Here is a 20,219-nt window from a genome sequence, read left to right as displayed (position 1 = left end):
TCAGCTGAACCATTTATGTATCATTTATTTAGAACATTTCTTTTAATTTTTATACTGCAATTCAGCTTAAATGTTTGGGCGCAGCCTTTGTCTAAGAAAAAAAGTGATGCTATAAAAATTGAATTAAAAACAAAACTAAACGATACGATTCGGGTTCTGAAACTGCAAACTTTAAGTTTATATTATGTTACAAAAGTTGGCGAAGAAAAAGCTGATATGGACAGTAGTTATGTTTTTGCCAGAGAAGCTGAATTATTAACGAATAAAATAAATTTCAATCGCGGAAAATGGATGAGCTATATTTTATATTCTCAAATTTATCGTGAAGGCGGACATACTGATAAAGGAAAAAAACAACTTGCAAAGGCTTTTAAAATTGCGAGGGAAAATAAAAATTTCTGGCTCGAGGCCGAAGCTTATCGGGAACTGAGTAATTATTATGAGTTTGATAATTCTGGCATTAATACAAGAATAAAAATTGTTGCGAAAGCACTTGATGCGGCTGAAAAAGGAGGTTCTAAAAGACAAATTGCCGATATTCTGGTCTATTATGGCGGTCATTATAATATGATGGGAAATTTTAAGGAATCTCTTGAAAAATTTAATGAAGCAAAAGCTCTTTATAAAGCAATAGGTTATACTGATTTACAAAATTTATACAGTCAGTTATTTTCTACTTATTTGAGATTGGGTTTGTATCCTGAAGGAATAGAATATGGCTTAATATCAATAAAATACGGTGAAAAAATTAAAGATTATTTCTTTTTGACTGAGGATTATACCAATTTGGGTTATGCGTATTATAATATGGCAAACTATGAATTGGCATTAAAATATCATCTGAAAGCGTATGAATATAGTTCGAAAATATACTCAGAATTTTATCCTTTTTACAACGCTAATTTCATCATAAAAGATTTACTGAAACTGGGAAGAAAAAAAGAAGCTATAAGTTTTTTAGATACTGCGGTGAAAAACGAAAAAATAAAAGATTTTCGGGATGAAATGTGGTTTAACATTTGCCATATAACGCTTTATGATGAATTAGGATGGCTAACACTGGCTGATAAATACTGCAAGTCTCTTATCGAAATTCAGAAATCAAAAAGAAATTTTTTTCCTGAATTCTCTAATCTTGAAATAAATAATACGATAATAAATCATTTATGTAAGATTAAAAATTATCCGTTAGCATCAAAATACCTGGCCGAGAACAGAAAGTTAGGAACTGTAATGAAAGATGTTAATATGCTTATAAATGTGCATTTAATGGAGTTTAAAATAGATTCTGCAACAGGCAATTATTTAAACGCGATCAAACATCTTAAAAATTATCAAAAAACAAAAGACAGGCTTTTTAATGAAGTGAAGTCGTATCAGATTTCGAATTTGCAGATCAAATATGAAACGGATAAAAAAGACAAAGACATTAAATTATTAACTCAGGAAAGCGATCTGCAAAGAACTAAAATAGAAAAGGATAAAACCGAAAAGATTATCGCGGGAGTCATTCTGATTTTGGTACTTATTATTACAGGTTTAATTTTTAGAGGATATCAAAACAAAAAAGAAAGCAACAAAAACCTTCAGATTAGCCAGGATAGAATTCAGAAGAAAAATAAATTGCTCCAGAATGTTATTCAGGAAAAAGAATGGCTTTTGAAGGAAATTCATCATCGGGTAAAAAATAATTTGCAGGTCGTCATGAGTTTATTGAACACGCAATCTAATTATCTTAAAGATGAATCTGCGGTAAATGCCATAAAAGACAGTCAAAACCGAATTAATTCGATGTCTATGATTCATCAACGATTGTATCAGTCAGAAGGACTTTCGTGTATTAAAATGCAGGAATATGTTAAGGAACTTATCAGTTATTTAAAAGACAGTTACAAAACAAATTTTAACTTTGTTGTTGATGTTGAAAATATAGAAATGCATGTTTCGCAAGCAGTTCCGATTGGTTTAATTTTAAATGAAGCCATTACAAATGCAATTAAATATGCTTTTACGGATGGAAAAAAGGGAACCATTTCGATTGCATTAAAACATTTTCGTGATGATTATTTTATGCTTGAAATTGCTGATAACGGAATTGGAATTGAAGGAGAAATTGAGGTCGAAAAATACGATTCGCTTGGAATGCAATTGATGGAAGGTTTAAGTAAAGATTTAAATGGTAAATTTAGCGTTATAAATTCTAATGGTTTAAAAGTATCGGTAATCTTTATTTACAATTATACGTTTAATGCCAAATAAGTAGACAGACAATATAAATTTAACAAATAACAAGATGGAAAATCAGGGTAAAATTAGAAGAGTTGCTATTGTAGGATATAACCGAATTCCTTTTGCAAGGGCAAACACTTTTTATTCAGACGTTAGTAATTTACAAATGATGACTGCCACACTTGACGGTCTTATTCAGAAATATGATCTAAAAGGTAAATTACTTGGAGAAGTTGTTGGCGGCGCTGTAATCAAACATGTGTCAGACAATAATTTGATTAGAGAATCTGTATTGAGAACTTCTCTGGATCCTGCAACGCCTGCCTGCGATTTGCAACAAGCTTGTGATACCGGTATTGAAAGTGCTATTTATATTGCCAACAAAATTGCGCTTGGCCAAATCGAATCCGGTATTGCGTGTGGTGTAGATTCTATTAGTGATATGCCAATTGCCGTGAGCGAAAATTTGAGAAAAATATTGCTTAATGCTAGAAAAGCAAAATCGCTTGGCGAAAAAATAAAACTGTTTTTAAAATTAAGACCGAAAGATCTTTCTCCATTGGTTCCCAGAAACGAAGAAGCCCAAACCGGACTTTCGATGGGTGGACATACGGAGATTACGGCTAAATATTATAAGATTCCGAGAGAAGAACAGGATCAACTGGCTTTAAAAAGTCATTTGAATATGGCAAAAGCGTATGATGAAGGCTTTTTTGATGATATGATTACGCCTTTTAACGGTCTTGAAAAAGATAATAATCTGAGAAAAGACAGTACTTTAGAAAAATTAGCCAAATTATCTCCGGCTTTTGATAAGGTAAACGGAACGCTTACAGCAGGAAACTCGACTCCGCTTACAGATGGTGCTTCGAGTATTTTATTGGCAAGCGAAGAATGGGCGAAAGAAAATGGATTACCAATTTTAGCTTACATCACGCATGCAGAAGTTGCTGCAATTGAATATATAAAAAATCAGCAAAATCTATTATTGGCGCCTTTATTTGCTGCTTCAAGAATGTTGGAGAAAGCAAACTTAACATTACAGGATTTTGATTATTATGAAATTCACGAAGCTTTTGCGGCTCAGGTTTTAGCAACTTTAAAAATTTGGGAAAGTCCCGAACTTAGTGCTGAAATTGGTTTGAAAAAACCGCTTGGTGCCATCGACAGAAATAAACTGAATGTAAAAGGAAGCAGTTTGGCCGCAGCGCATCCGTTTGCTGCTACTGGCGGAAGAATTATTGGTGTAATGGCTAAATTACTGAATGAAAAAGGTTCAGGAAGAGGTTTTATATCCATTTGTGCCGCTGGCGGACAGGGAATTACGATGATAATTGAGAAGTAATTATTAATGGTGAATTGTTAATGGTTAATTATGTTGAAATCAATTATAATTAACCATTAACAATTTATAATCAACAATTAAAAGGCAAATTCCTCAACACTTGCCAATGCTTTTGGTAAAGCTCCTTCTGCAAAATCCGGAATTGCGGTTCCTTCTACGCGGAAAACCGTGACATCTGTCATACCTAAAAAGCCAAGTACAGCGCGCAAATACGGTTCTGAAAAATCATAAGATTTATAAGGTCCGTCAGAAAATATAGCGCCGGAAGCAATAGATAAATATACTTTTTTATCGGTTACCAAACCTTTTGGTCCACTTTCTCCGTAGCTAAATGTTTTTCCTGCTCTTGCAACCTGATCGATCCAGCCTTTTAATACTGCGGGAATTCCAAAATTGTAAAGCGGAACTCCAATTACAACAATATCAGCTTCTAACAAATCATTTATGGCATCGTTAGAATATTGAACAGCTTCTTTTTGTGTTGTAGTATGTGTTTCTTCAGGCGAATAAAATGCACCTAAATTTACTTCATCTAAATATGGCGAAGGCGCTTTTGAAAGATCAAGCGTTTTTACCTGAATTTGTGAATGTGTTTTTTCTAATTTTTCGAGAACTGCATTCGATAATTTATTACTAAATGAAGTATCACCTTTGATACTTGTAACTATATTCAGCACCTTTTTGCTCATGACTTTTATATTATTTTGTTTATGATACAAACTTATCTACATTTGCTATCTCTTTTATAGTACTATCCCAAAGGATAGCGCTATCCTTGAAGATAGTAACGTAAAATCGTAAAGTATGTCAATAAAAAAAACAGATGAATTTGGTTGCGAGCCAAAAGAATGCATGGCGGCGTTGCTTCCGGTAAGAGATGCTTTGGAGGTTTTGAGCGGAAGATGGAAATTGCCTATTTTGATTGCTTTATCAGACAGACCAAAACGATTTAAAGAGATTTCTAAAGACATTAACGGCATTACCGATAAAATGCTTTCGAAAGAACTTAAAGATATGGAAATAAACAAACTTGTAACGAGAACGGTTTATGATACTTTTCCGCCAACGGTTGAGTATGCCAGAACAAAACACAGTGAAACATTATCTGATGTTATTATGGCATTAAAAGATTGGGGAACATTACACAGAAGAGAAATTATTGGAAAATAATTGCTCTTCTAATGTTTTTTAATGAGAGAAACCGAATGAAATACTCAGTATAATAATTCCGATAACAATTGTTGTAATGGCTACATACAAATAATCTTTCTCTAAAAGGAAAGAAAATAACGAAAGTAATACACGAAATACAGGCGTTAGAAATAAAAGTATTACGCCAAAAAATATAATCGATTCTCCCCTGCCCTGAATAACGCCGTTGTAAACAGCAGTGATAACTTCAAAAATATTTCTGTCATTTTCTTTAAATACAGAATAATCCTCGATGTCTTTTCCGTGGTGCATTAAATAAATGATTCCGCCAATAAAAGCTACTGATAATGAAATCCATACGCCGTAACGCAATAAGTTTCCTATAATAGTTTGAAAATCTTTTTCTCCGAATTTTTCTTGTGACATAGTTTTAGATTTTTCCATTAATTCCGTTATAAATCATATTTAATGCCAGCACAAAAATTAAGCAGGCAAAAAAGATTCGAAGTTTTTTAGGGTTTGTTCGTACCAATATTTTAGCTCCGGCCATAGCGCCAAATAATACACCAATAACAACAGGCATGCATATTCCGGGTTCGATATATCCTTTTTGAATATAGATTACAGAACTTGCCATTGCGGTAACGCCCATCATAAAATTACTGGTTGTGGTAGAAACCTTAAACGGAATTCTCATGATATTATCCATCGCAATTACTTTAAAAGCTCCGGAACCAATTCCTAATAATCCGGACATCATTCCGGCAAGTCCCATCATGCTGAATCCGCCAATTACATTTTTAGTTCCGTAATGCACTACTTCACCATCGTGTGTAGGATACGTTCCTTGTAATTTTAGTTTTTTTGCTAGCGAACTTGATTCTAAAACAATATGTTCTTCTTTTTTTCTTAGGGAATTAATGGCTGAGAAAATTAATGTTAACCCGAATAAAACGGCTATAAATGAAGTTGGTGCAATCGCAGAAAGTAATGCTCCGCCAACGGCGCCAATTGTTGTGGCAATTTCGAGGAAAATCCCCAGACGCATATTGGTAATTCCTTCTTTTACATAAGCTGCCGCAGAACCTGAAGAAGTTGCGATTACTGAAACTAAAGCTGCTCCAATGGCATAATGAATATCAACTCCAAGAACGACCGTTAAAAGCGGTATAATAATGATTCCGCCGCCTAATCCTGATAATGAACCAATAAATCCTGCTAAAAAAGCGCCCAAAATCATAATTAGGGTAAATGTAAGTACTGTCATATGGTATTTATTTGGCTACTAATTTACGAATGAATATTGGCACGGGATTACTTTTATTTTCATACATCTTTTAAAAAACGTATTATACCGATATAACTAACTATTTTACAGCATTATAAACCAATCTTAAAAAGAACTTAAAAATGCTTTAGTATAAAAAATGTAAATTTATTTAGACAACAATATCGCTTTCAGAAATATCATTTTTGAAAGTCTCATTCCGGAATTCGTTTATACTTTTAGATGAATTGATTCACCGGAATTAGCCTGTTTAAAGGCCTCATTTTTCTTAAAACCGGCTTTTTTCGTCTGAATATAGGGATTTACTAAAACTTTTAGTACGCAAAAAATAGTAATCTACTTAAAATCAATTGAATAAAAATCCTACGAAAATCATTTTTTTAACAAATTCAGCTTAAAAAAGTAATTAAAAAGAGTCTGTTTTAATCCTTTTTATTATTTTTAGCATTGAAAGCTCTTTTGCTTTATTCTTATAAATCCCAAATTTACAAGACATTAACCTAATTTAATCTATTTATTAAAAAACTAAAGCGTATGGTACTTTGTTTTAAAAGGCTTCATTTATTGTTGCTCTTGTTTTTATCTTTTAGTGCACAGGCAAAGATTGAAAATAATAAAAAATTGATTGTTTATAAAAACGCTATTTTATCTTTTCCAAATGCAGTCAATAAACCGCTCATTCTAATTGCTTTTCTCACCATTTTTGTTCTCACCATCGGATTTTTGCTTCAACATTTCAGGTATTTAAAAACCAAGAATTTATTACATGCACAGCAATTTGAAATCAATTCGCAAGAAATCAATACTATTTTACTCGAACAGGAATTAAAGTTATTAAAAGCTTTTATTATCGACGAAGAAAAAGAGCGTGAACGTATTTCGCTAGAAATGTATCAAACTATTGGCAGTAAACTAGCTTCTATAAAATTGCAAATCAATCATTTGAATAATAGCAATTTAAAAAACATCAATACCATCAATTTGCGATTAGAAGAAACGTATCAGCAATTCAAAAATTTATCAACCAATCTTATTCCCAGAAAATTCAACAAAAATAAATTTTGCGAAATTTTAGAATCTTATCTTAATAATATCAGTTCGGCCTGCGAATTAAAAATTTCATTTTTGACTTATCCTAAAAAAGAAATTAATGAAATTGATGAATCCGTACAATGCGATGTTTTCAAAATAATTCAGGAATTGGTAACAAGCACAATTAAATATTCGAAAGCTTCACAGATCGAAATTCAGTTGAATTTTATTGACAATAATCTGAATGTTTTTGTACAAGACAATGGTGTTGTTTTTGATTCTAAAAATTATATGGAAGAATCTGGTTATGTTGATTTTGAAAGCCGAATTAAAAAATTGAATGCTTCTCTTTTAATTGATTCTAAACCTGAAAATGGAAGAGTTGTTACTGTCGAAATTCCTTTATTAGCAGAAATCACTGAAACGGGAAGTATGAAAGTAAAAGGCATCAATATCAGAAATCAGCTTAACAGACTAAAAAGTAAGTTTTAGAATTTATACGCTAAATATCAGTAAATTATACAATTACAGAATATCTTTCTATAAATGATTCTGTATCAGACCGGTTAAATTTGTAATATATTAATCATTAAAACTATATATTATGAATACTTCAAGTCATGATCCTAATTTTTCTCATTTTGAGCAGGATGTAGTTACAGGCACAAAATATTATTCTGATAATAATTTTGGAGAACTGGATTCAGAAAATGATATTAGCATTTACCAACAAACAGACAGTCATCATCCAAGATATCTTAATAATCCTGATGAAGAGCAAATTATAAATGAAGACAATGCTATCACAAATGATGAAGATCAGGACGAAGCTGATCAAAAGCTCGATCTTTATGATGATCCTGATGATGAAGATGACGGTTTATTTCGCGATGCCGATTTATCAGGACAAAATGATATTGACCAGGATTTAGAAGAAATTGATCCTGTAAATCATCCGAGACAATTTTAAATTTCAATTACGATATTTATAAAAAAACCGTTAGTTCAATACTAACGGTTTTTATTTTTTAATTGCTTGCCTGCAAAATTTATAAATTGGCTTCTCTTTCCCAAAAACGATGTTTGGCAATTGCCGTAACAAAAGAAGCTGCGAGATTTTTATCGCCTATTTTATCGCTTACCAAAACTCCGGCATCAGTGCTGGTTTTTTCTTTACCGTTATTCATAAACGGAAGTATTTTGATTCCCTGCCCTTCTGCAGCAATAAATTTGCAATGTTTATATGAGTCGTTCAAAAATTCTTTTACATCTATATTCTTTTTTAAGTCTAAAATTCCTTTTCCTGACGGAACAAAAACGGCATCAAAAAGTACAGATGCGGCAGTTAGATAACTTTGATCTACAACTACTTCTAGTCCTTCTTCTGAAACTATTGTACCTAAATGCGGTGCAATTATTTTAACGACTGCTCCGGCATCTTTTAAGGCTAATTTCATGTTTTTTACCGAAGCTGCATTTACGCCATCGGCACATAAAAAGGCAATTTGTCTCGTTGCAATTGTCTTAGAAACATCGGCATTTTTTAAAATACTTAAAGCGTCTGAAGTATCAATTTTGCTTTTTACAACCGTTGGTTCATGTTTATTTGGGTCAGCATCTGCACCTACTACATGATTTATTGGTTTTTCTAAATCTTTTGGTGTTTTCAAGCCTAAACACTTGGCAACTTTACTCACCAAAATGGGATCTACACGAGATAATAATCCTAACATTCTTTCGCGAATAGCTACGGTTTCTACTTTTCCCAATTCAAAAGTCAATGCTTTTATAATGTGTTCCTGTTCCGTATCAGTCTGACTTTGGTAAAAAAGTGTTGCCTGACTAAAATGATCAGAGAAACTGGCACTTCTTTCTCTTACTTTATGTGCATCGATGCGTTCGTTAAAACTGGCAAAACCGCCTTCTTCTATTTTTGCCTGAAACGGACATCCGCCGCCCAGTGAATTAGGATGATAACTTACGCGGCCAACCGGAATTTCCTGACGCATGTGTCCGTCACGCTGATTATTATGCATGGGTGCAATCGTACGGTTTATTGGAATTTCATGAAAATTAGGACTTCCTAATCGGGATAATTGTGTGTCTGTATAAGAGAATAAACGTCCTTGCAATAAAGGATCATTTGTAAAATCTATTCCGGGAACAACATGTCCGGGATGAAACGCAACCTGCTCAGTTTCTGCAAAGAAATTATCAGGATTTTTATTCAAAGTCATTTTACCAATGATTGTTACGGGAACCAATTCTTCAGGAATAAGTTTTGTCGGATCCAGTAAATCGAAATCGTATTTATGCTCGTCGCTTTCAGGAATAATCTGTACGCCTAATTCCCATTCCGGAAAATTTCCTGATTCGATAGCTTCCCATAAATCCTGTTTATGAAAATCTGAGTTTTTACCTGAAATTTTCTGTGCTTCGTCCCATAAAACACTATGAATTCCTTGTTTTGGTTTCCAGTGAAATTTTACAAAATGAGATTCGTTTTTATTATTTATAAAGCGAAAAGTATGAACACCAAAACCTTCCATCATTCTAAGGCTTCTTGGTATGGCGCGATCGCTCATAACCCACATAATCATGTGCATAGACTCTGGCATTAGCGAAATAAAATCCCAAAAAGTATCATGTGCAGATGCTGCCTGAGGTATTTCATTATGAGGTTCCGGTTTTACAGCGTGAATAAGATCCGGAAATTTCATGGCATCCTGAATAAAAAATACGGGCATATTATTTCCTACCAAATCATAATTTCCTTCCTGCGTATAAAATTTTACGGAGAATCCGCGTACATCACGTGCTAAATCTGTAGAACCTCTTGAACCTGCAACGGTAGAAAAGCGAACAAAAACCGGTGTTTTAATACTCGTATCGTTTAAAAAACCCGCCTTCGTATATTTCTCCAAAGGTTTATAAAGCTCAAAATAACCATGTGCCGCAGAACCTCTTGCATGCACTATTCTTTCCGGAATTCTTTCATGATCAAAATGGGTAATTTTTTCTCTCAGAATAAAATCTTCTAATAGCGACGGACCTCTTTCTCCTGCCTTTAATGAGTTGTTATTATCATTGATTTTAACTCCCTGGTTTGTAGTGAGAAATTGATTGTCGGCATTCGATCTGTTTGTATCCAGGTCTTTTTGCTTGTCACTGGAATGATCGTGATTGGGGCTTTTCGAATTTTTCATGTTATTAATTTTAAAGGTTTATAAATACTATACTAAATCTGTATTCTATGTAAGAATTTTAGGTTATCGACAAATTCAGCAATATAGATAGTCAAACAAATTTAACTTACATTGAAAACCAAGAGCTTACATCATTCTAATCAAAGATTACAATATTTAAATATTTGATTATCATTGCTATATATGAGGCTTGTACATCTTTAAGTAAAAAAAAACTGATTTATAACGTTTTGAATTATGTTTTTTTTTAAATCAAAAAAACACAAGCAACTGTTAATTATACAATTAGAATTAAAATTTCTGTAAGGCTTTTTATTGTGTTCTGAATTAGATTTGTAAGTATTGAAAAACTTAAAATTTTACTCTTTAAACTTATATAGTATGAAAACTGAAAATAATAGAAATAGCGGTCAGTTTGAACGTAACTTTCACCATGACGAAGACACGATTATAGATTCTAAAAGAGATTCATCTGTTGCAGAACTATTTGATAATGATAAATATCAATACAAAGAAGATGATCTTCAGTATAAAGACGAAGAACTTCATGATATCAATCACGAAACAAACGATTATAACCGAAATGAAAATATTCCGAACGAGGAAAGAATCGTTAATGAAGATGATTTAATTACCAACGATGAAGACAACGACGATTTTAATCAAAACGATCTCGACGAAACGATAGAAAAAGATGGCGATCTTGATAATGACGAAAATGAAAAACTGGAAGAAGATGACGAACATTTTCACGAAAACCATCCCAGAGAATAAGAGATGATTGCAGATTTTAGATTGAAGATTTTAGATTTCAACTAATAACTTATAATTCATAACTTATAATTAACAATTCATAATTAAAAATATGGATATATCAACTCAAATTGTTTGGCTTTTCGTTCTGGCTATTCCTATTTCGTGCGTTAGCTGGACTGTAACGCACGAAGAAATATTTAAGGAACCACGGGAATATTGTATTGAATGTTCTAAAAACAGTAAGCTTTTGCTAACCCGAAAGCTTTTTTATCTTTTCACGTGTGAATATTGTTTTAGCCATTATGTCACTATATTTTTTATTATTCTTTGTGATTACAAATTATTAATTGATGATTGGCGCGGATATCTAATTGGAGGGTTTGCTTTGGTTTTTGTAGCCAATATTTATATGAGCTTATTTGGGTTATTACGACAAGCCATTAAAAAAGAAAAAGTCGAGATTAAAAAGATCGAAAATGAAAATGGGGATGATCAAATTTAAAATACAAGACATGGGAATTATATAACAATTTTTAAAAATTATATAAATAACACCTTTTTCGCTTATTTATTTTTGCGGAAATACTGATTGTATAACTCCATAAAACGAACATTATGAAGCACTTGAACATTTATGTCTTGGTGTTAATTATCTTCATTGCATTGGTAAGTATAAATTGCGATCACTGCGATGACGAAGATGTAAACCACAGAGACAAAAACTTAACAATTGTAACAAAACACACAGACTCACTCGAAATTGACTAAAAAAAGCGGTAACATTATGTTACCGCTTTTTTGTTTTTATCCAACTATTTTTTTGTCTTTCTTTTAGTATTCAGAGTACTAATAGTATCTTTTGTGGCTGGATGAGTTAGATCTGAAGTCATTTTGGCCTCATTTGCTTTTTGTTCTTTATTTGCCTTTTTAGCTTCAGCAGCACTTCTTTTTTTTGCTAAATGCTCCTTTACTGTATCCTGAGTACTTTTGGTTTGTTTTGGAGTTTCTTGTGCAATCGCACTTCCAAAAAACATAACCATGGCGATTGTTATAAATAAATTTTTCATAATGCTATTTTTTGAATTAATAATTTGATTTTGATATGAGGTTAATATTTACATATTCTCCTTTTACAAAGATTATAAATAAATCAAATTACTAAGTTATATGTTACCCTTCCAGAATTATATCATTATCATTTGAGATAGAGAAAGTTACACAATTAAAGTTTATCTTTTTTCTTTTTTGTGCTGCTTTGCTCTATAAATTCATTTTTGTGCCAATATTCAAGAATTGTCTTGATAATTTCTTTAAACTTTTCATAGCTGTAAGGCTTAACCATGTAATTTTGTGTTGGTACAGAATACAAATCCATTACAAAACATTGGTTAAAAACAGTTGTAAAAAACAAACAAGGGCAATTTAGTTCAATACTTAAATTTTTAAAACTAATATTAATTTCCTGTTCGTCATCCATGTGGAGAAGTACAATATCTGAAAATATCAAAAATGGTTTTACATGATTAGGTTTCAAATAATTATAAGCGTCATTTCCTGAATGAAAATAGAGGATATTATTAGAAAAACCTAATTCAGAAAATATTTGCGTAAATAATTTACGATCTCCCTGGTTATTTTCTATAAGTACGATTGGTCCTTTTTTATTCATGGTAATTCATTTTAACATTAATAAATTGATTGATATTAAACACAAATCCTTTAACGTTTTTAAATCAATCTTTAAATTATTAAACAAATATTGGAACTTTTTAATAAGAATGTATTACAAAATAATTATGCGATTTTATATAATTTTTAGATTCATTTTTTTTAAATGTTAATTTTTTCAGCATTCATTTTTGCTTTAACATACTGCAAATCCTGATAATTATATAATCCAAAATGTTAATTGTATAAGCAAGATGGAACCATTTTGCGTAACTTTGATAGTATCAAAATAATGAAAAGTAATTTTTTAAATTAAAGGTTATGGTCGAGAAGAATTATGATCCTGATAATGATAATTGTCCGGAAAAAGAAACAGTAGAAAATCTTCATGAATCAAAATTAGATTCTGATAAAAATAAAAACACTCAGACTGTTGAAGAATTTATAGACGACAGTCCAAATCGTATTTCAAAAGACAAAACAAAAGATTTAGAAGACAAAAAGAATTAATCTGATGCTTTAAAATTTAAAAATAGATCAGATCCTTACAAATGTTTAATTAATATTAAAAAACTCATGGAAAACTTAAATTTCATTAATCCATTGTTACACGGAATCGTACCTGAAGAACTAGAAAATAAAACGTTAAATATTTCTGCAAAACAATTGGTTGTTGCCGGAGTCGGAACATTAATTGCCGGTGCCGTTTTAAAGAAAACAGGGCATAAAAAAGCCGGAGCTGTTGTTGCAGGACTTGCTTTACCAATTCTGGCTTCAGCTATTTATAAAAAAATTCAGAGAAAAGCATCTGAAGCGAAAGCAAATGCAGATAACTCAGATACTATTACTGAACACGCATAAAGATCTTGTACTTCCCGGTTTCACTTTTGTTTTTAATTTTTTCAATTAAAGAGCAAAATGACAACTAGGAAGTACATTTTTTTTTACTTTAATTTCACTTTAAAAAGCAGACTATGAACCGATAAATACGCTAATCATGTCACTTTCCAAATACAATCAAAAACGTAATTTTAAGCAAACAGAAGAACCGAAAGGCAAAATTGGAAAATCTGAAAAAGACCTGATTTTTGTTGTTCAAAAACATGCGGCCTCTCATTTGCATTATGATTTTAGATTGGAGTTGGATGGCGTTTTAAAAAGTTGGGCCGTACCAAAAGGCCCGTCGATGGATCCTGACGTAAAACGACTGGCGATGATGGTCGAGGATCATCCTTATGATTATAAAGATTTTGAAGGTTCTATCCCCGAAGGAAATTACGGCGCCGGAAATGTTATTGTTTGGGATAACGGAACGTATTCTTCTGCAGATGATACCTCTTCTTCTGCAAAAAAAACACTGAAATCAGATTTAAATAAAGGACATTTAAGTTTTATCTTAAAAGGAAAAAAACTTAAAGGAGAATTTTCATTGGTGAAACTAAATGGCAAACAGGAAAATGCCTGGTTGCTGATTAAGAAAAAAGATGAATTTGCTTCTACCGAAGATATTCTGAAAAAAGATAAATCAGTACTTTCTAACCGAACTCTGGAATCGCTGGAAAAGAAAACTGAAACTTCAGAAAAAAAGGCAGTTCCTGCTGCTAAAAAAACCAAAAAAACAGCCACTATTTCTTTTGTAAAGCCAATGTTGGCAACACTTTCAGAAGAGCCATTTAATGATCCTGAATGGATTTTCGAAAACAAATATGATGGTTACAGAACGGTTGCTGTAATTAATTCTGATGATGTTGCATTATTTAGCCGAAACAAACTTTCGTTCGATAAAAATTTTGAATCCATACAAAAGGAATTACAAAAAATAAAGCATCAGGCTATTTTAGACGGCGAAGTTGTGGTAGAAAATGCTTCTGGTGAAGCTAATTTTCAGTTGCTTCAAAATTATCTTAAAACCGGAAAGGGAATTATAAAATATTATGTTTTTGATATTTTAAATCTCGATGGTTTTTCAACTACCAATTTGCCTTTGCTGGAAAGAAAGGAACTTTTGAAAATGTTATTGGAAAAATATTCATTTTCGAATGTTTTCTATTCAGAACATACAATTGAAAACGGTATAAAACAATTAGAATTAGCTGCTAAAAATAAAAGAGAAGGTATTATCGCCAAAAAGGCTTCAAGTCTTTATTTCGTTGGAAAAAGAAACAGCGACTGGCTTAAAATAAAAATTGCCCAACAAGAAGAAGCGGTTATTATTGGTATTACAAAACCAAAGAATTCACGTCAGTATTTTGGTGCCATTTTACTGGGACAATATTATGGAAAAGATCTGAAATTTATTGGAAAATGCGGAACGGGATTTACTGAAGATACGCTGAAACAACTTTATACAAAGTTTAAACCTTATTTTATAAATGAATCGCCGGTTGCTGAAAAAGTTCCGTTAAGAGATTCTATTCAATGGATTAAACCAAAATTTGTGGCGCAGGTTAAATTTACAGAATGGACAGATGATTTGCGGCTCCGTCATCCGGTATATTTGGGTTTAAGAGTCGATAAAAAAGCAACTGAAGTTTTTCTTCCGTCAAAAAACAAAACCAAACCAAATAAAGATGTTATGACTGCAGCTGAAGATCCAAAAACAAATAAAACAGAGGATAATTTTGATTTGAAAGTGGGTAAAAATACCGTTCATCTTACGAATCAAAATAAAATATATTTTCCTGATGATAAAATAACAAAAGGCGAAATTGTGCAATATTATAATGAAGTTGCCGATTTGATTCTTCCCTATCTTAAAGATCGTCCGCAATCGATGAACCGTTTTCCTAACGGAATTACAGAGCCTAATTTTTATCAAAAAGATGTTGATGTAGATAAAATACCTTCCTGGCTAAAAACAAAAAAGGTGTTTTCTGAATCTAATAATGAAAATTTAAATTACCTGATTTGCAATGATAAAGCGACTTTACTTTATATGGCAAATTTGGGTTGTATTGAAATAAATCCGTGGAATTCTACGATTAATCACATCGAAAATCCGGATTGGCTGGTTATCGATATTGATCCTTCCAACGATAAATTTGAAGAGGTAATACAAACGGCCTTGACCGTAAAAGAAATTATGGATGAACTTGAAACTGAATGTTATTGTAAAACGTCCGGCGCTTCCGGTTTGCATGTTTATATTCCGCTTGGAGCGCAATATGATTATGATTCGATCAAGATTTTTGCCGAATTAATTGCCAGAAAAATTCACGAACGTTTACCAAAAATAACGTCTCTGGAAAGAAGCATCAAAAAGAGAAAAAATAAAATCTACGTTGATTACTTACAAAACAGACGTGGACAAACGCTTGCTGCACCTTATTCTGTAAGGCCAGTTGCCGGAGCGCAGGTTTCTACGCCATTAGAATGGAGCGAAGTAAATTCGAAACTGCATCCGTCGCAATTCACCATTAAAAATGCACTACAGCGTTTTGAGAAAAAAGGCGATTTATGGACTCCCGTTTTAGGCAAAGGCGCGAATTTGAAGAAAATAATGGGGAAATTATGAATTGTTAATGGTTAATGGTTATACTAAACTCTTAACTCATAATTTATAACTCATAATTCATAATTAAACAATTAACAATTAAGAAGAAAGACTTGCTTTCAGCATGCTTAATAAATCGTCCCTTTGTTTGTGTACAACTTCTAGTTTTGGTGTTTTTGTTTGTTTTTTGCCTTTGGCTTTGGTCTTAATTATTTTTAAGAGCTTATCTGTATATTCGTCTTTATAATTGCTTATATCAAACTTTTCAGTCAGTTGCTCAATTAGTTTATTGGCCATATCCATTTCTTTGGTTTTGGTTTTAGAAATTGGCGGAAGCTTGAGTTCTGTTGTATCTCTAATTTCCTGCTCGAACCGAATTCTGTTTAAGAGAATAACATTTTTATACGGTTTTAAAATCGCAAGGCTTTCTTTGTTTCTTAAAACAAAACTCGTCACTCCTACTTTTCCTGTTGCTTCAAGTGCATCTCGCAATAAACCGTAGGCATTCATCGCACCTTTATCCGGTTCGAGATAATAAGGTTGTTCATAATAAATGCTTTCGATTTCTTTTTCGAAAGCAAAACTCTGAATGTCTATTGTTTTGGTTTTGATGGCATCTGCGGCTTCAAAATCTTCATCTTCAACAATAACATATTTATCATCGATTTTATAGCCTTTTACAATGTTGGCAAACGTAACTTCTTTTCCTGTTTTTTCGTTTACACGCTTAAATTTTATGTTGGCATGATCTTTTTCATCCAGCATATCCATATCAAGCGTACTTTCCTGCACGGCAGAAAACATTTTTATGGGAATATTGATTAACCCAAAACTTATAGAACCTGTCCATATTGCCCTCATAATACGTTCGTTTTATTGTTAGCTTGAAAATCGTAGAAAATCGAGAAGCCTCAGCAGTAAATCTAAAATCTATCCCGTCCCGAAATTTCGGGATCGGGACTAAAATTTAAAATTATATATTCCCTTCAACCCAGTTTAAGGCTTTATTGAAATCTAGTTTTTTAAAACCTTTAAATTCTCCCGGAACTACATAACTAAATCCGTTTGTAAACGAAATAATTTCTTCAGAATCTGAAATGATGGCAGCTCTGTTCCATTTTCCTAAATGTTTAAGTCCTAACATCGCATCCTGAAGCCATGCACCGGCAGTAAAATTCTCTAAGTCAGTATCTAAAACCAATAAAAAATTGATTTCGTTTAATTGTTTTACTAACTTTTCTACTGCGGGAACTACAACGCTTTGAAAATCTTCTTTGGTAACTTCTGCTAATGCTCTAAAAGCAACAATATTATCTGCTGTATCGATTTGATGTATCATTTTTTTCTTTAATTAAATAGTTTATTTTTTTATTCTTTTGCAGTGTTTTTGAATGCTCTTTTTTTAATTAAAAAAGGGCAGTTTTAAAATCATACTAAAAGTAATTCACATCTTGTTTCTTTATTTTATATGATCTATTTTTAAATTTACAAAATCTCTATTTTTCAACGATTTAATATCATCTATAGCGCTAATTTTTGATTTTTTCCAGTTAAGTTTTTTTTGAAAATCCAATTATTTTAGTTCCTTATTAATGACTTAAAATTGAGGATTATGGAAACAGAAAAACCAAAAAAATTTCCCGAACAAAAACAAAATCTTCCCGGTAACGAATTTCAAATGAATCCACAACCGGAGATTATTCGGGAGAACTACACAGGAAGCGGAAAACTTTTTGGTAAAGTTGCTTTTATAACGGGCGGCGACAGCGGTATTGGCCGAAGTGTGGCCGTACATTTTGCCAGAGAAGGCGCCAATATTGCCATAGTTTATTTAAAAGAAGATAAAGACGCCCTTAAAACCAAAGAACTTGTTGAGAAAGAAGGTCAGGAATGTTTGATTATAAGTGGTGATTTAAAAGACGATAAATTCTGCAAATCAGCGATCAAAAAATGCCATTCTCATTTTAAAAAACTCAATGTTGTTGTGAATAATGCCGCAGTACAATTTCCTCAAACGGAATTGGAAAAAATTACGCCGGCACAGCTTCAAAAAACATTCGAAACCAATATTTATCCTTATTTCTATATTTCAAAAGCAGCGTTGCCTTTTTTATCAGAAGGCGATACAATTATCAATACAAGTTCTGTTACTGCATATCGCGGAAGCGAACATTTAGCCGATTATGCGAGTACAAAAGGCGCGATTGTAAGTTTTACAAGATCGTTATCGACAATGTTGGCCAAAAAGAAAATCCGTGTAAACGGCGTTGCGCCAGGACCAATATGGACGCCTCTAATTGTAGCAAGTTTCGACAAACTCTCTGATTTCGGAAAAAACAATCCGATGGAAAGAGCCGGACAACCTTCAGAAGTCGCGCCTGCTTATGTTTTCCTGGCCTGTGAAGACAGCAGTTATATTACCGGACAATTTATTCATATTAATGGCGGTGAAATTGTGGCTTGAAAAAGCTTAATAGAGTTTGCCACTAATTACACGAATTTTCACGAATTTATTTTTAAATCAATCTTAAAAAAAAGCGGATATACTTTAATTGGTATATCCGCTTTTTTTATTTTGATGCGCAATCTTTCTTTTTGTATTTATTAAAAATGTGAGGCGTTACTGGTCTTAAAGATTTACCATTTTCTGGATGTTTACCGTCGATATTAAAAAAAGTAACTTGATTATTAAATTTTCCATACCAAATAATCGCCTGACCATTTTTAAAGCATTTTGTAGTATCACAGACTGAAATTTTCTTAACCTCAAATTGATTTTCATCAAAAGGATCTATTAAATTGAAAGTTCCTATGCCACTTATTTCCGGCTTACAATCTACTTTCTCATAATGATCTCCAGACCATTGCATACATTGTTTTTTTGGATAAAAGAAATAACTTATTACAAATCCTAGACAAAAAACAATCGCAATTCCTAGTATTGTCAATTTTAGTTTTTTAGGAGATAGACCTGAAGACTTAACTATAGGAGGTTCATTAGGAGATTTAGTATCTGTTGATTCATTATCTATATTCAAATCTTCTGTTATACCTTCATTTTCATTTTCGTCTTCAATCTCCTCTATTTTTTCTCCAATTTCATTTTCAATAATAATCGATTCTAATTTATTAGGACTTTCAGTTGATTTATTCTCTTCGTTTTTAGGTTCCTCATCTAGAAATTTTCTAGAAGGCCGTGGTTGAAAATTAACCAAAATAGCTGCCATTTCAATTCTGGGTTTATTATCTGTATTCTTTCCCTTTAAAAAAGAAATTATGGGTCTAAATTTAGCAATATTGCAATTTTCAATTGTTTTTTTTAACGAAGAACTTTCATTCGCTTCCAGAAACATTTTCATTATTTCTTCATCACTCTTGCTTAAACCCCTTTCCAAAAGTCTAAGGTAAAAATCTCTTAATTGTGCTGGCGTCGGATCAGATAAAATACCAGACACATCTTCTTTAATAGCTATTTTATGTCTAGTTCTAATTGCTGTTTTATAATCTTCAATAGTAAAGTTATTCATAAGCTATATGGAATTATTGGAAATATCGGAAATACTGGAAATACTGGAAACATCTATAAACACTGGCTTGTAAGCGTCGCATCTTTGCCATATCAAATTAGTTAAACGTTTTGATCTGCAGGTTAAAACAAATGTACAAAACTAGTTCTATTAAAAAGTGAGGAAAACCGTAAGACGGATTTTATCCCGGGAAGTATAGATGAAAATCTTACTGTTCTACTCGCTTCACTTCCCAACAAAAACTAAGAACCAGTCCGCAAGGTGCGGTCTGAAAATCAGCAGAAAAAATTTCGATTTCAAATATCGAACAGGCTGATCTATGTCCAATTTTTAACAAAGAAGTATTATGAAAAAGTTATTTATATTATCAGTTTTTATATTAGCCAGTGGTACATTCGTATCTTGCACAAATGATGAAGAAGATGGAACAACAACCACAAAAAGCAGTCTTCCTGTGTCTGCAGATGATCCGGATACAGGCGGAGGACAAAGTGGACAAACTCCTGTTCCTCCACCAAAATAA

22 protein-coding genes are annotated in these 20,219 nt (G+C 32.3%); 13 read left to right on the top strand and 9 right to left on the bottom strand.

The window, feature by feature from the left end:
- Positions 1–15 precede the first annotated feature (15 nt).
- Both GKZ86_RS04525 and GKZ86_RS04520 read left to right on the top strand, forming a co-directional pair.
- The gene (locus GKZ86_RS04525; protein WP_154781921.1) at positions 16–2,259 is read left to right on the top strand and encodes a histidine kinase dimerization/phosphoacceptor domain -containing protein; all 2,244 of its coding nucleotides are present in this window, start codon (positions 16–18) and stop codon (positions 2,257–2,259) included.
- Positions 2,260–2,293: 34 nt separating this feature from the next.
- On the top strand, positions 2,294–3,574 hold the full coding sequence (locus GKZ86_RS04520) for an acetyl-CoA C-acetyltransferase (RefSeq protein WP_154781920.1): 1,281 nt from the start codon (positions 2,294–2,296) through the stop codon (positions 3,572–3,574).
- A 77-nt stretch (positions 3,575–3,651) separates the two neighbouring features.
- Here GKZ86_RS04520 and GKZ86_RS04515 read toward each other — a convergent pair whose 3' ends face one another.
- The gene (locus GKZ86_RS04515) at positions 3,652–4,263 is read right to left on the bottom strand and encodes an FMN-dependent NADH-azoreductase (protein ID WP_154781919.1); all 612 of its coding nucleotides are present in this window, start codon (positions 4,261–4,263) and stop codon (positions 3,652–3,654) included.
- A 115-nt stretch (positions 4,264–4,378) separates the two neighbouring features.
- Between GKZ86_RS04515 and GKZ86_RS04510 the strand changes: the two genes are divergently transcribed.
- Positions 4,379–4,744 carry a helix-turn-helix domain-containing protein gene (locus GKZ86_RS04510; RefSeq protein WP_154781918.1) on the top strand — a complete coding sequence of 122 codons (366 nt, stop codon included), beginning with the start codon at positions 4,379–4,381 and terminating at the stop codon, positions 4,742–4,744.
- 18 nt (positions 4,745–4,762) lie between these two features.
- Here the strand turns inward: GKZ86_RS04510 and GKZ86_RS04505 are convergent, their stop codons facing one another.
- Both GKZ86_RS04505 and GKZ86_RS04500 read right to left on the bottom strand, forming a co-directional pair.
- Positions 4,763–5,152 (bottom strand): DUF1634 domain-containing protein, encoded by a 390-nt coding sequence (locus GKZ86_RS04505; protein ID WP_228526533.1) that lies wholly within the window; start codon positions 5,150–5,152, stop codon positions 4,763–4,765.
- Positions 5,153–5,156: 4 nt separating this feature from the next.
- Positions 5,157–5,993 (bottom strand): sulfite exporter TauE/SafE family protein, encoded by an 837-nt coding sequence (locus GKZ86_RS04500; RefSeq protein WP_154781916.1) that lies wholly within the window; start codon positions 5,991–5,993, stop codon positions 5,157–5,159.
- A 555-nt stretch (positions 5,994–6,548) separates the two neighbouring features.
- Here GKZ86_RS04500 and GKZ86_RS04495 point away from each other — a divergent pair.
- Complete coding sequence (locus GKZ86_RS04495) at positions 6,549–7,538, top strand: sensor histidine kinase (RefSeq protein ID WP_154781915.1); 990 nt, start codon at positions 6,549–6,551, stop codon at positions 7,536–7,538.
- Between the two features lie 112 nt (positions 7,539–7,650).
- Positions 7,651–8,016: a hypothetical protein gene (locus GKZ86_RS04490; RefSeq protein ID WP_154781914.1), complete on the top strand. Its 366-nt coding sequence runs from the start codon at positions 7,651–7,653 to the stop codon at positions 8,014–8,016.
- A 79-nt stretch (positions 8,017–8,095) separates the two neighbouring features.
- On the opposite strand, the gene GKZ86_RS04485 is transcribed toward GKZ86_RS04490, so the two are convergent.
- Positions 8,096–10,252 carry a catalase gene (locus GKZ86_RS04485; RefSeq protein WP_154781913.1) on the bottom strand — a complete coding sequence of 719 codons (2,157 nt, stop codon included), beginning with the start codon at positions 10,250–10,252 and terminating at the stop codon, positions 8,096–8,098.
- 381 nt (positions 10,253–10,633) lie between these two features.
- On the opposite strand from GKZ86_RS04485, the gene GKZ86_RS04480 reads away from it, so the two are divergent.
- The 3 genes from GKZ86_RS04480 (at position 10,634) to GKZ86_RS04470 (ending at position 11,776) form a co-directional block, all read left to right on the top strand.
- Complete coding sequence (locus GKZ86_RS04480; protein ID WP_154781912.1) at positions 10,634–11,026, top strand: hypothetical protein; 393 nt, start codon at positions 10,634–10,636, stop codon at positions 11,024–11,026.
- 91 nt (positions 11,027–11,117) lie between these two features.
- Positions 11,118–11,510, top strand: coding sequence for a hypothetical protein (locus GKZ86_RS04475; RefSeq protein WP_154781911.1), 393 nt, complete (start codon positions 11,118–11,120; stop codon positions 11,508–11,510).
- A 113-nt stretch (positions 11,511–11,623) separates the two neighbouring features.
- A complete protein-coding gene (locus GKZ86_RS04470; protein WP_154781910.1) occupies positions 11,624–11,776 on the top strand; it encodes a hypothetical protein in 153 nt (50 codons plus the stop codon).
- 44 nt (positions 11,777–11,820) lie between these two features.
- Here the strand turns inward: GKZ86_RS04470 and GKZ86_RS04465 are convergent, their stop codons facing one another.
- Together GKZ86_RS04465 and GKZ86_RS04460 are read right to left on the bottom strand one after the other, a co-directional pair.
- A complete protein-coding gene (locus GKZ86_RS04465; RefSeq protein ID WP_154781909.1) occupies positions 11,821–12,075 on the bottom strand; it encodes a hypothetical protein in 255 nt (84 codons plus the stop codon).
- Between the two features lie 155 nt (positions 12,076–12,230).
- On the bottom strand, positions 12,231–12,677 hold the full coding sequence (locus GKZ86_RS04460) for a response regulator (protein ID WP_154781908.1): 447 nt from the start codon (positions 12,675–12,677) through the stop codon (positions 12,231–12,233).
- Between the two features lie 320 nt (positions 12,678–12,997).
- Between GKZ86_RS04460 and GKZ86_RS04455 the strand changes: the two genes are divergently transcribed.
- The 3 genes from GKZ86_RS04455 to ligD all read left to right on the top strand — a co-directional run bounded on the left by GKZ86_RS04455 (position 12,998) and on the right by ligD (position 16,190).
- Complete coding sequence (locus GKZ86_RS04455; protein ID WP_154781907.1) at positions 12,998–13,186, top strand: hypothetical protein; 189 nt, start codon at positions 12,998–13,000, stop codon at positions 13,184–13,186.
- Positions 13,187–13,252: 66 nt separating this feature from the next.
- Positions 13,253–13,537: a PrgI family protein gene (locus GKZ86_RS04450; protein ID WP_154781906.1), complete on the top strand. Its 285-nt coding sequence runs from the start codon at positions 13,253–13,255 to the stop codon at positions 13,535–13,537.
- Between the two features lie 136 nt (positions 13,538–13,673).
- The gene (ligD, locus tag GKZ86_RS04445) at positions 13,674–16,190 is read left to right on the top strand and encodes a DNA ligase D (RefSeq protein WP_154781905.1); all 2,517 of its coding nucleotides are present in this window, start codon (positions 13,674–13,676) and stop codon (positions 16,188–16,190) included.
- A gap of 78 nt (positions 16,191–16,268) precedes the next feature.
- Here ligD and GKZ86_RS04440 read toward each other — a convergent pair whose 3' ends face one another.
- Both GKZ86_RS04440 and GKZ86_RS04435 read right to left on the bottom strand, forming a co-directional pair.
- Complete coding sequence (locus GKZ86_RS04440; RefSeq protein ID WP_154781904.1) at positions 16,269–17,030, bottom strand: Ku protein; 762 nt, start codon at positions 17,028–17,030, stop codon at positions 16,269–16,271.
- A 112-nt stretch (positions 17,031–17,142) separates the two neighbouring features.
- On the bottom strand, positions 17,143–17,508 hold the full coding sequence (locus GKZ86_RS04435; RefSeq protein ID WP_154781903.1) for an STAS/SEC14 domain-containing protein: 366 nt from the start codon (positions 17,506–17,508) through the stop codon (positions 17,143–17,145).
- Between the two features lie 273 nt (positions 17,509–17,781).
- Between GKZ86_RS04435 and GKZ86_RS04430 the strand changes: the two genes are divergently transcribed.
- Complete coding sequence (locus GKZ86_RS04430) at positions 17,782–18,633, top strand: SDR family oxidoreductase (protein ID WP_154781902.1); 852 nt, start codon at positions 17,782–17,784, stop codon at positions 18,631–18,633.
- Between the two features lie 106 nt (positions 18,634–18,739).
- Here GKZ86_RS04430 and GKZ86_RS04425 read toward each other — a convergent pair whose 3' ends face one another.
- Entirely contained in the window at positions 18,740–19,696 is a 957-nt protein-coding gene (locus GKZ86_RS04425) for a hypothetical protein (RefSeq protein ID WP_154781901.1), read from the bottom strand.
- A 346-nt stretch (positions 19,697–20,042) separates the two neighbouring features.
- On the opposite strand from GKZ86_RS04425, the gene GKZ86_RS04420 reads away from it, so the two are divergent.
- Positions 20,043–20,219 carry a hypothetical protein gene (locus GKZ86_RS04420; RefSeq protein WP_154781900.1) on the top strand — a complete coding sequence of 59 codons (177 nt, stop codon included), beginning with the start codon at positions 20,043–20,045 and terminating at the stop codon, positions 20,217–20,219.

Origin of the sequence: Flavobacterium sp. LC2016-13 (genome assembly GCF_009707955.1) — a bacterium.
GTDB lineage: Bacteria > Bacteroidota > Bacteroidia > Flavobacteriales > Flavobacteriaceae > Flavobacterium.
The sequence above is the reverse complement of the archived record's forward strand: the minus strand, read 5'-3'. Positions and strand labels throughout refer to the sequence as shown.

Coding starts and splice junctions, on each gene's coding strand:
- GKZ86_RS04495 (WP_154781915.1), top strand. CDS start 6,549: ATGGTACTTTGTTTTAAAAGGCTTCATTTATTGTTGCTCTTGTTTTTA.
- GKZ86_RS04450 (WP_154781906.1), top strand. CDS start 13,253: ATGGAAAACTTAAATTTCATTAATCCATTGTTACACGGAATCGTACCT.
- GKZ86_RS04420 (WP_154781900.1), top strand. CDS start 20,043: ATGAAAAAGTTATTTATATTATCAGTTTTTATATTAGCCAGTGGTACA.
- GKZ86_RS04500 (WP_154781916.1), bottom strand. CDS start 5,993: ATGACAGTACTTACATTTACCCTAATTATGATTTTGGGCGCTTTTTTA.
- GKZ86_RS04430 (WP_154781902.1), top strand. CDS start 17,782: ATGGAAACAGAAAAACCAAAAAAATTTCCCGAACAAAAACAAAATCTT.
- GKZ86_RS04525 (WP_154781921.1), top strand. CDS start 16: ATGTATCATTTATTTAGAACATTTCTTTTAATTTTTATACTGCAATTC.
- GKZ86_RS04465 (WP_154781909.1), bottom strand. CDS start 12,075: ATGAAAAATTTATTTATAACAATCGCCATGGTTATGTTTTTTGGAAGT.
- GKZ86_RS04485 (WP_154781913.1), bottom strand. CDS start 10,252: ATGAAAAATTCGAAAAGCCCCAATCACGATCATTCCAGTGACAAGCAA.
- GKZ86_RS04520 (WP_154781920.1), top strand. CDS start 2,294: ATGGAAAATCAGGGTAAAATTAGAAGAGTTGCTATTGTAGGATATAAC.
- GKZ86_RS04505 (WP_228526533.1), bottom strand. CDS start 5,152: ATGTCACAAGAAAAATTCGGAGAAAAAGATTTTCAAACTATTATAGGA.
- GKZ86_RS04510 (WP_154781918.1), top strand. CDS start 4,379: ATGTCAATAAAAAAAACAGATGAATTTGGTTGCGAGCCAAAAGAATGC.
- GKZ86_RS04470 (WP_154781910.1), top strand. CDS start 11,624: ATGAAGCACTTGAACATTTATGTCTTGGTGTTAATTATCTTCATTGCA.
- GKZ86_RS04440 (WP_154781904.1), bottom strand. CDS start 17,030: ATGAGGGCAATATGGACAGGTTCTATAAGTTTTGGGTTAATCAATATT.
- GKZ86_RS04455 (WP_154781907.1), top strand. CDS start 12,998: ATGGTCGAGAAGAATTATGATCCTGATAATGATAATTGTCCGGAAAAA.
- GKZ86_RS04425 (WP_154781901.1), bottom strand. CDS start 19,696: ATGAATAACTTTACTATTGAAGATTATAAAACAGCAATTAGAACTAGA.
- GKZ86_RS04460 (WP_154781908.1), bottom strand. CDS start 12,677: ATGAATAAAAAAGGACCAATCGTACTTATAGAAAATAACCAGGGAGAT.
- GKZ86_RS04435 (WP_154781903.1), bottom strand. CDS start 17,508: ATGATACATCAAATCGATACAGCAGATAATATTGTTGCTTTTAGAGCA.
- GKZ86_RS04515 (WP_154781919.1), bottom strand. CDS start 4,263: ATGAGCAAAAAGGTGCTGAATATAGTTACAAGTATCAAAGGTGATACT.
- GKZ86_RS04475 (WP_154781911.1), top strand. CDS start 11,118: ATGGATATATCAACTCAAATTGTTTGGCTTTTCGTTCTGGCTATTCCT.
- GKZ86_RS04480 (WP_154781912.1), top strand. CDS start 10,634: ATGAAAACTGAAAATAATAGAAATAGCGGTCAGTTTGAACGTAACTTT.
- ligD (WP_154781905.1), top strand. CDS start 13,674: ATGTCACTTTCCAAATACAATCAAAAACGTAATTTTAAGCAAACAGAA.
- GKZ86_RS04490 (WP_154781914.1), top strand. CDS start 7,651: ATGAATACTTCAAGTCATGATCCTAATTTTTCTCATTTTGAGCAGGAT.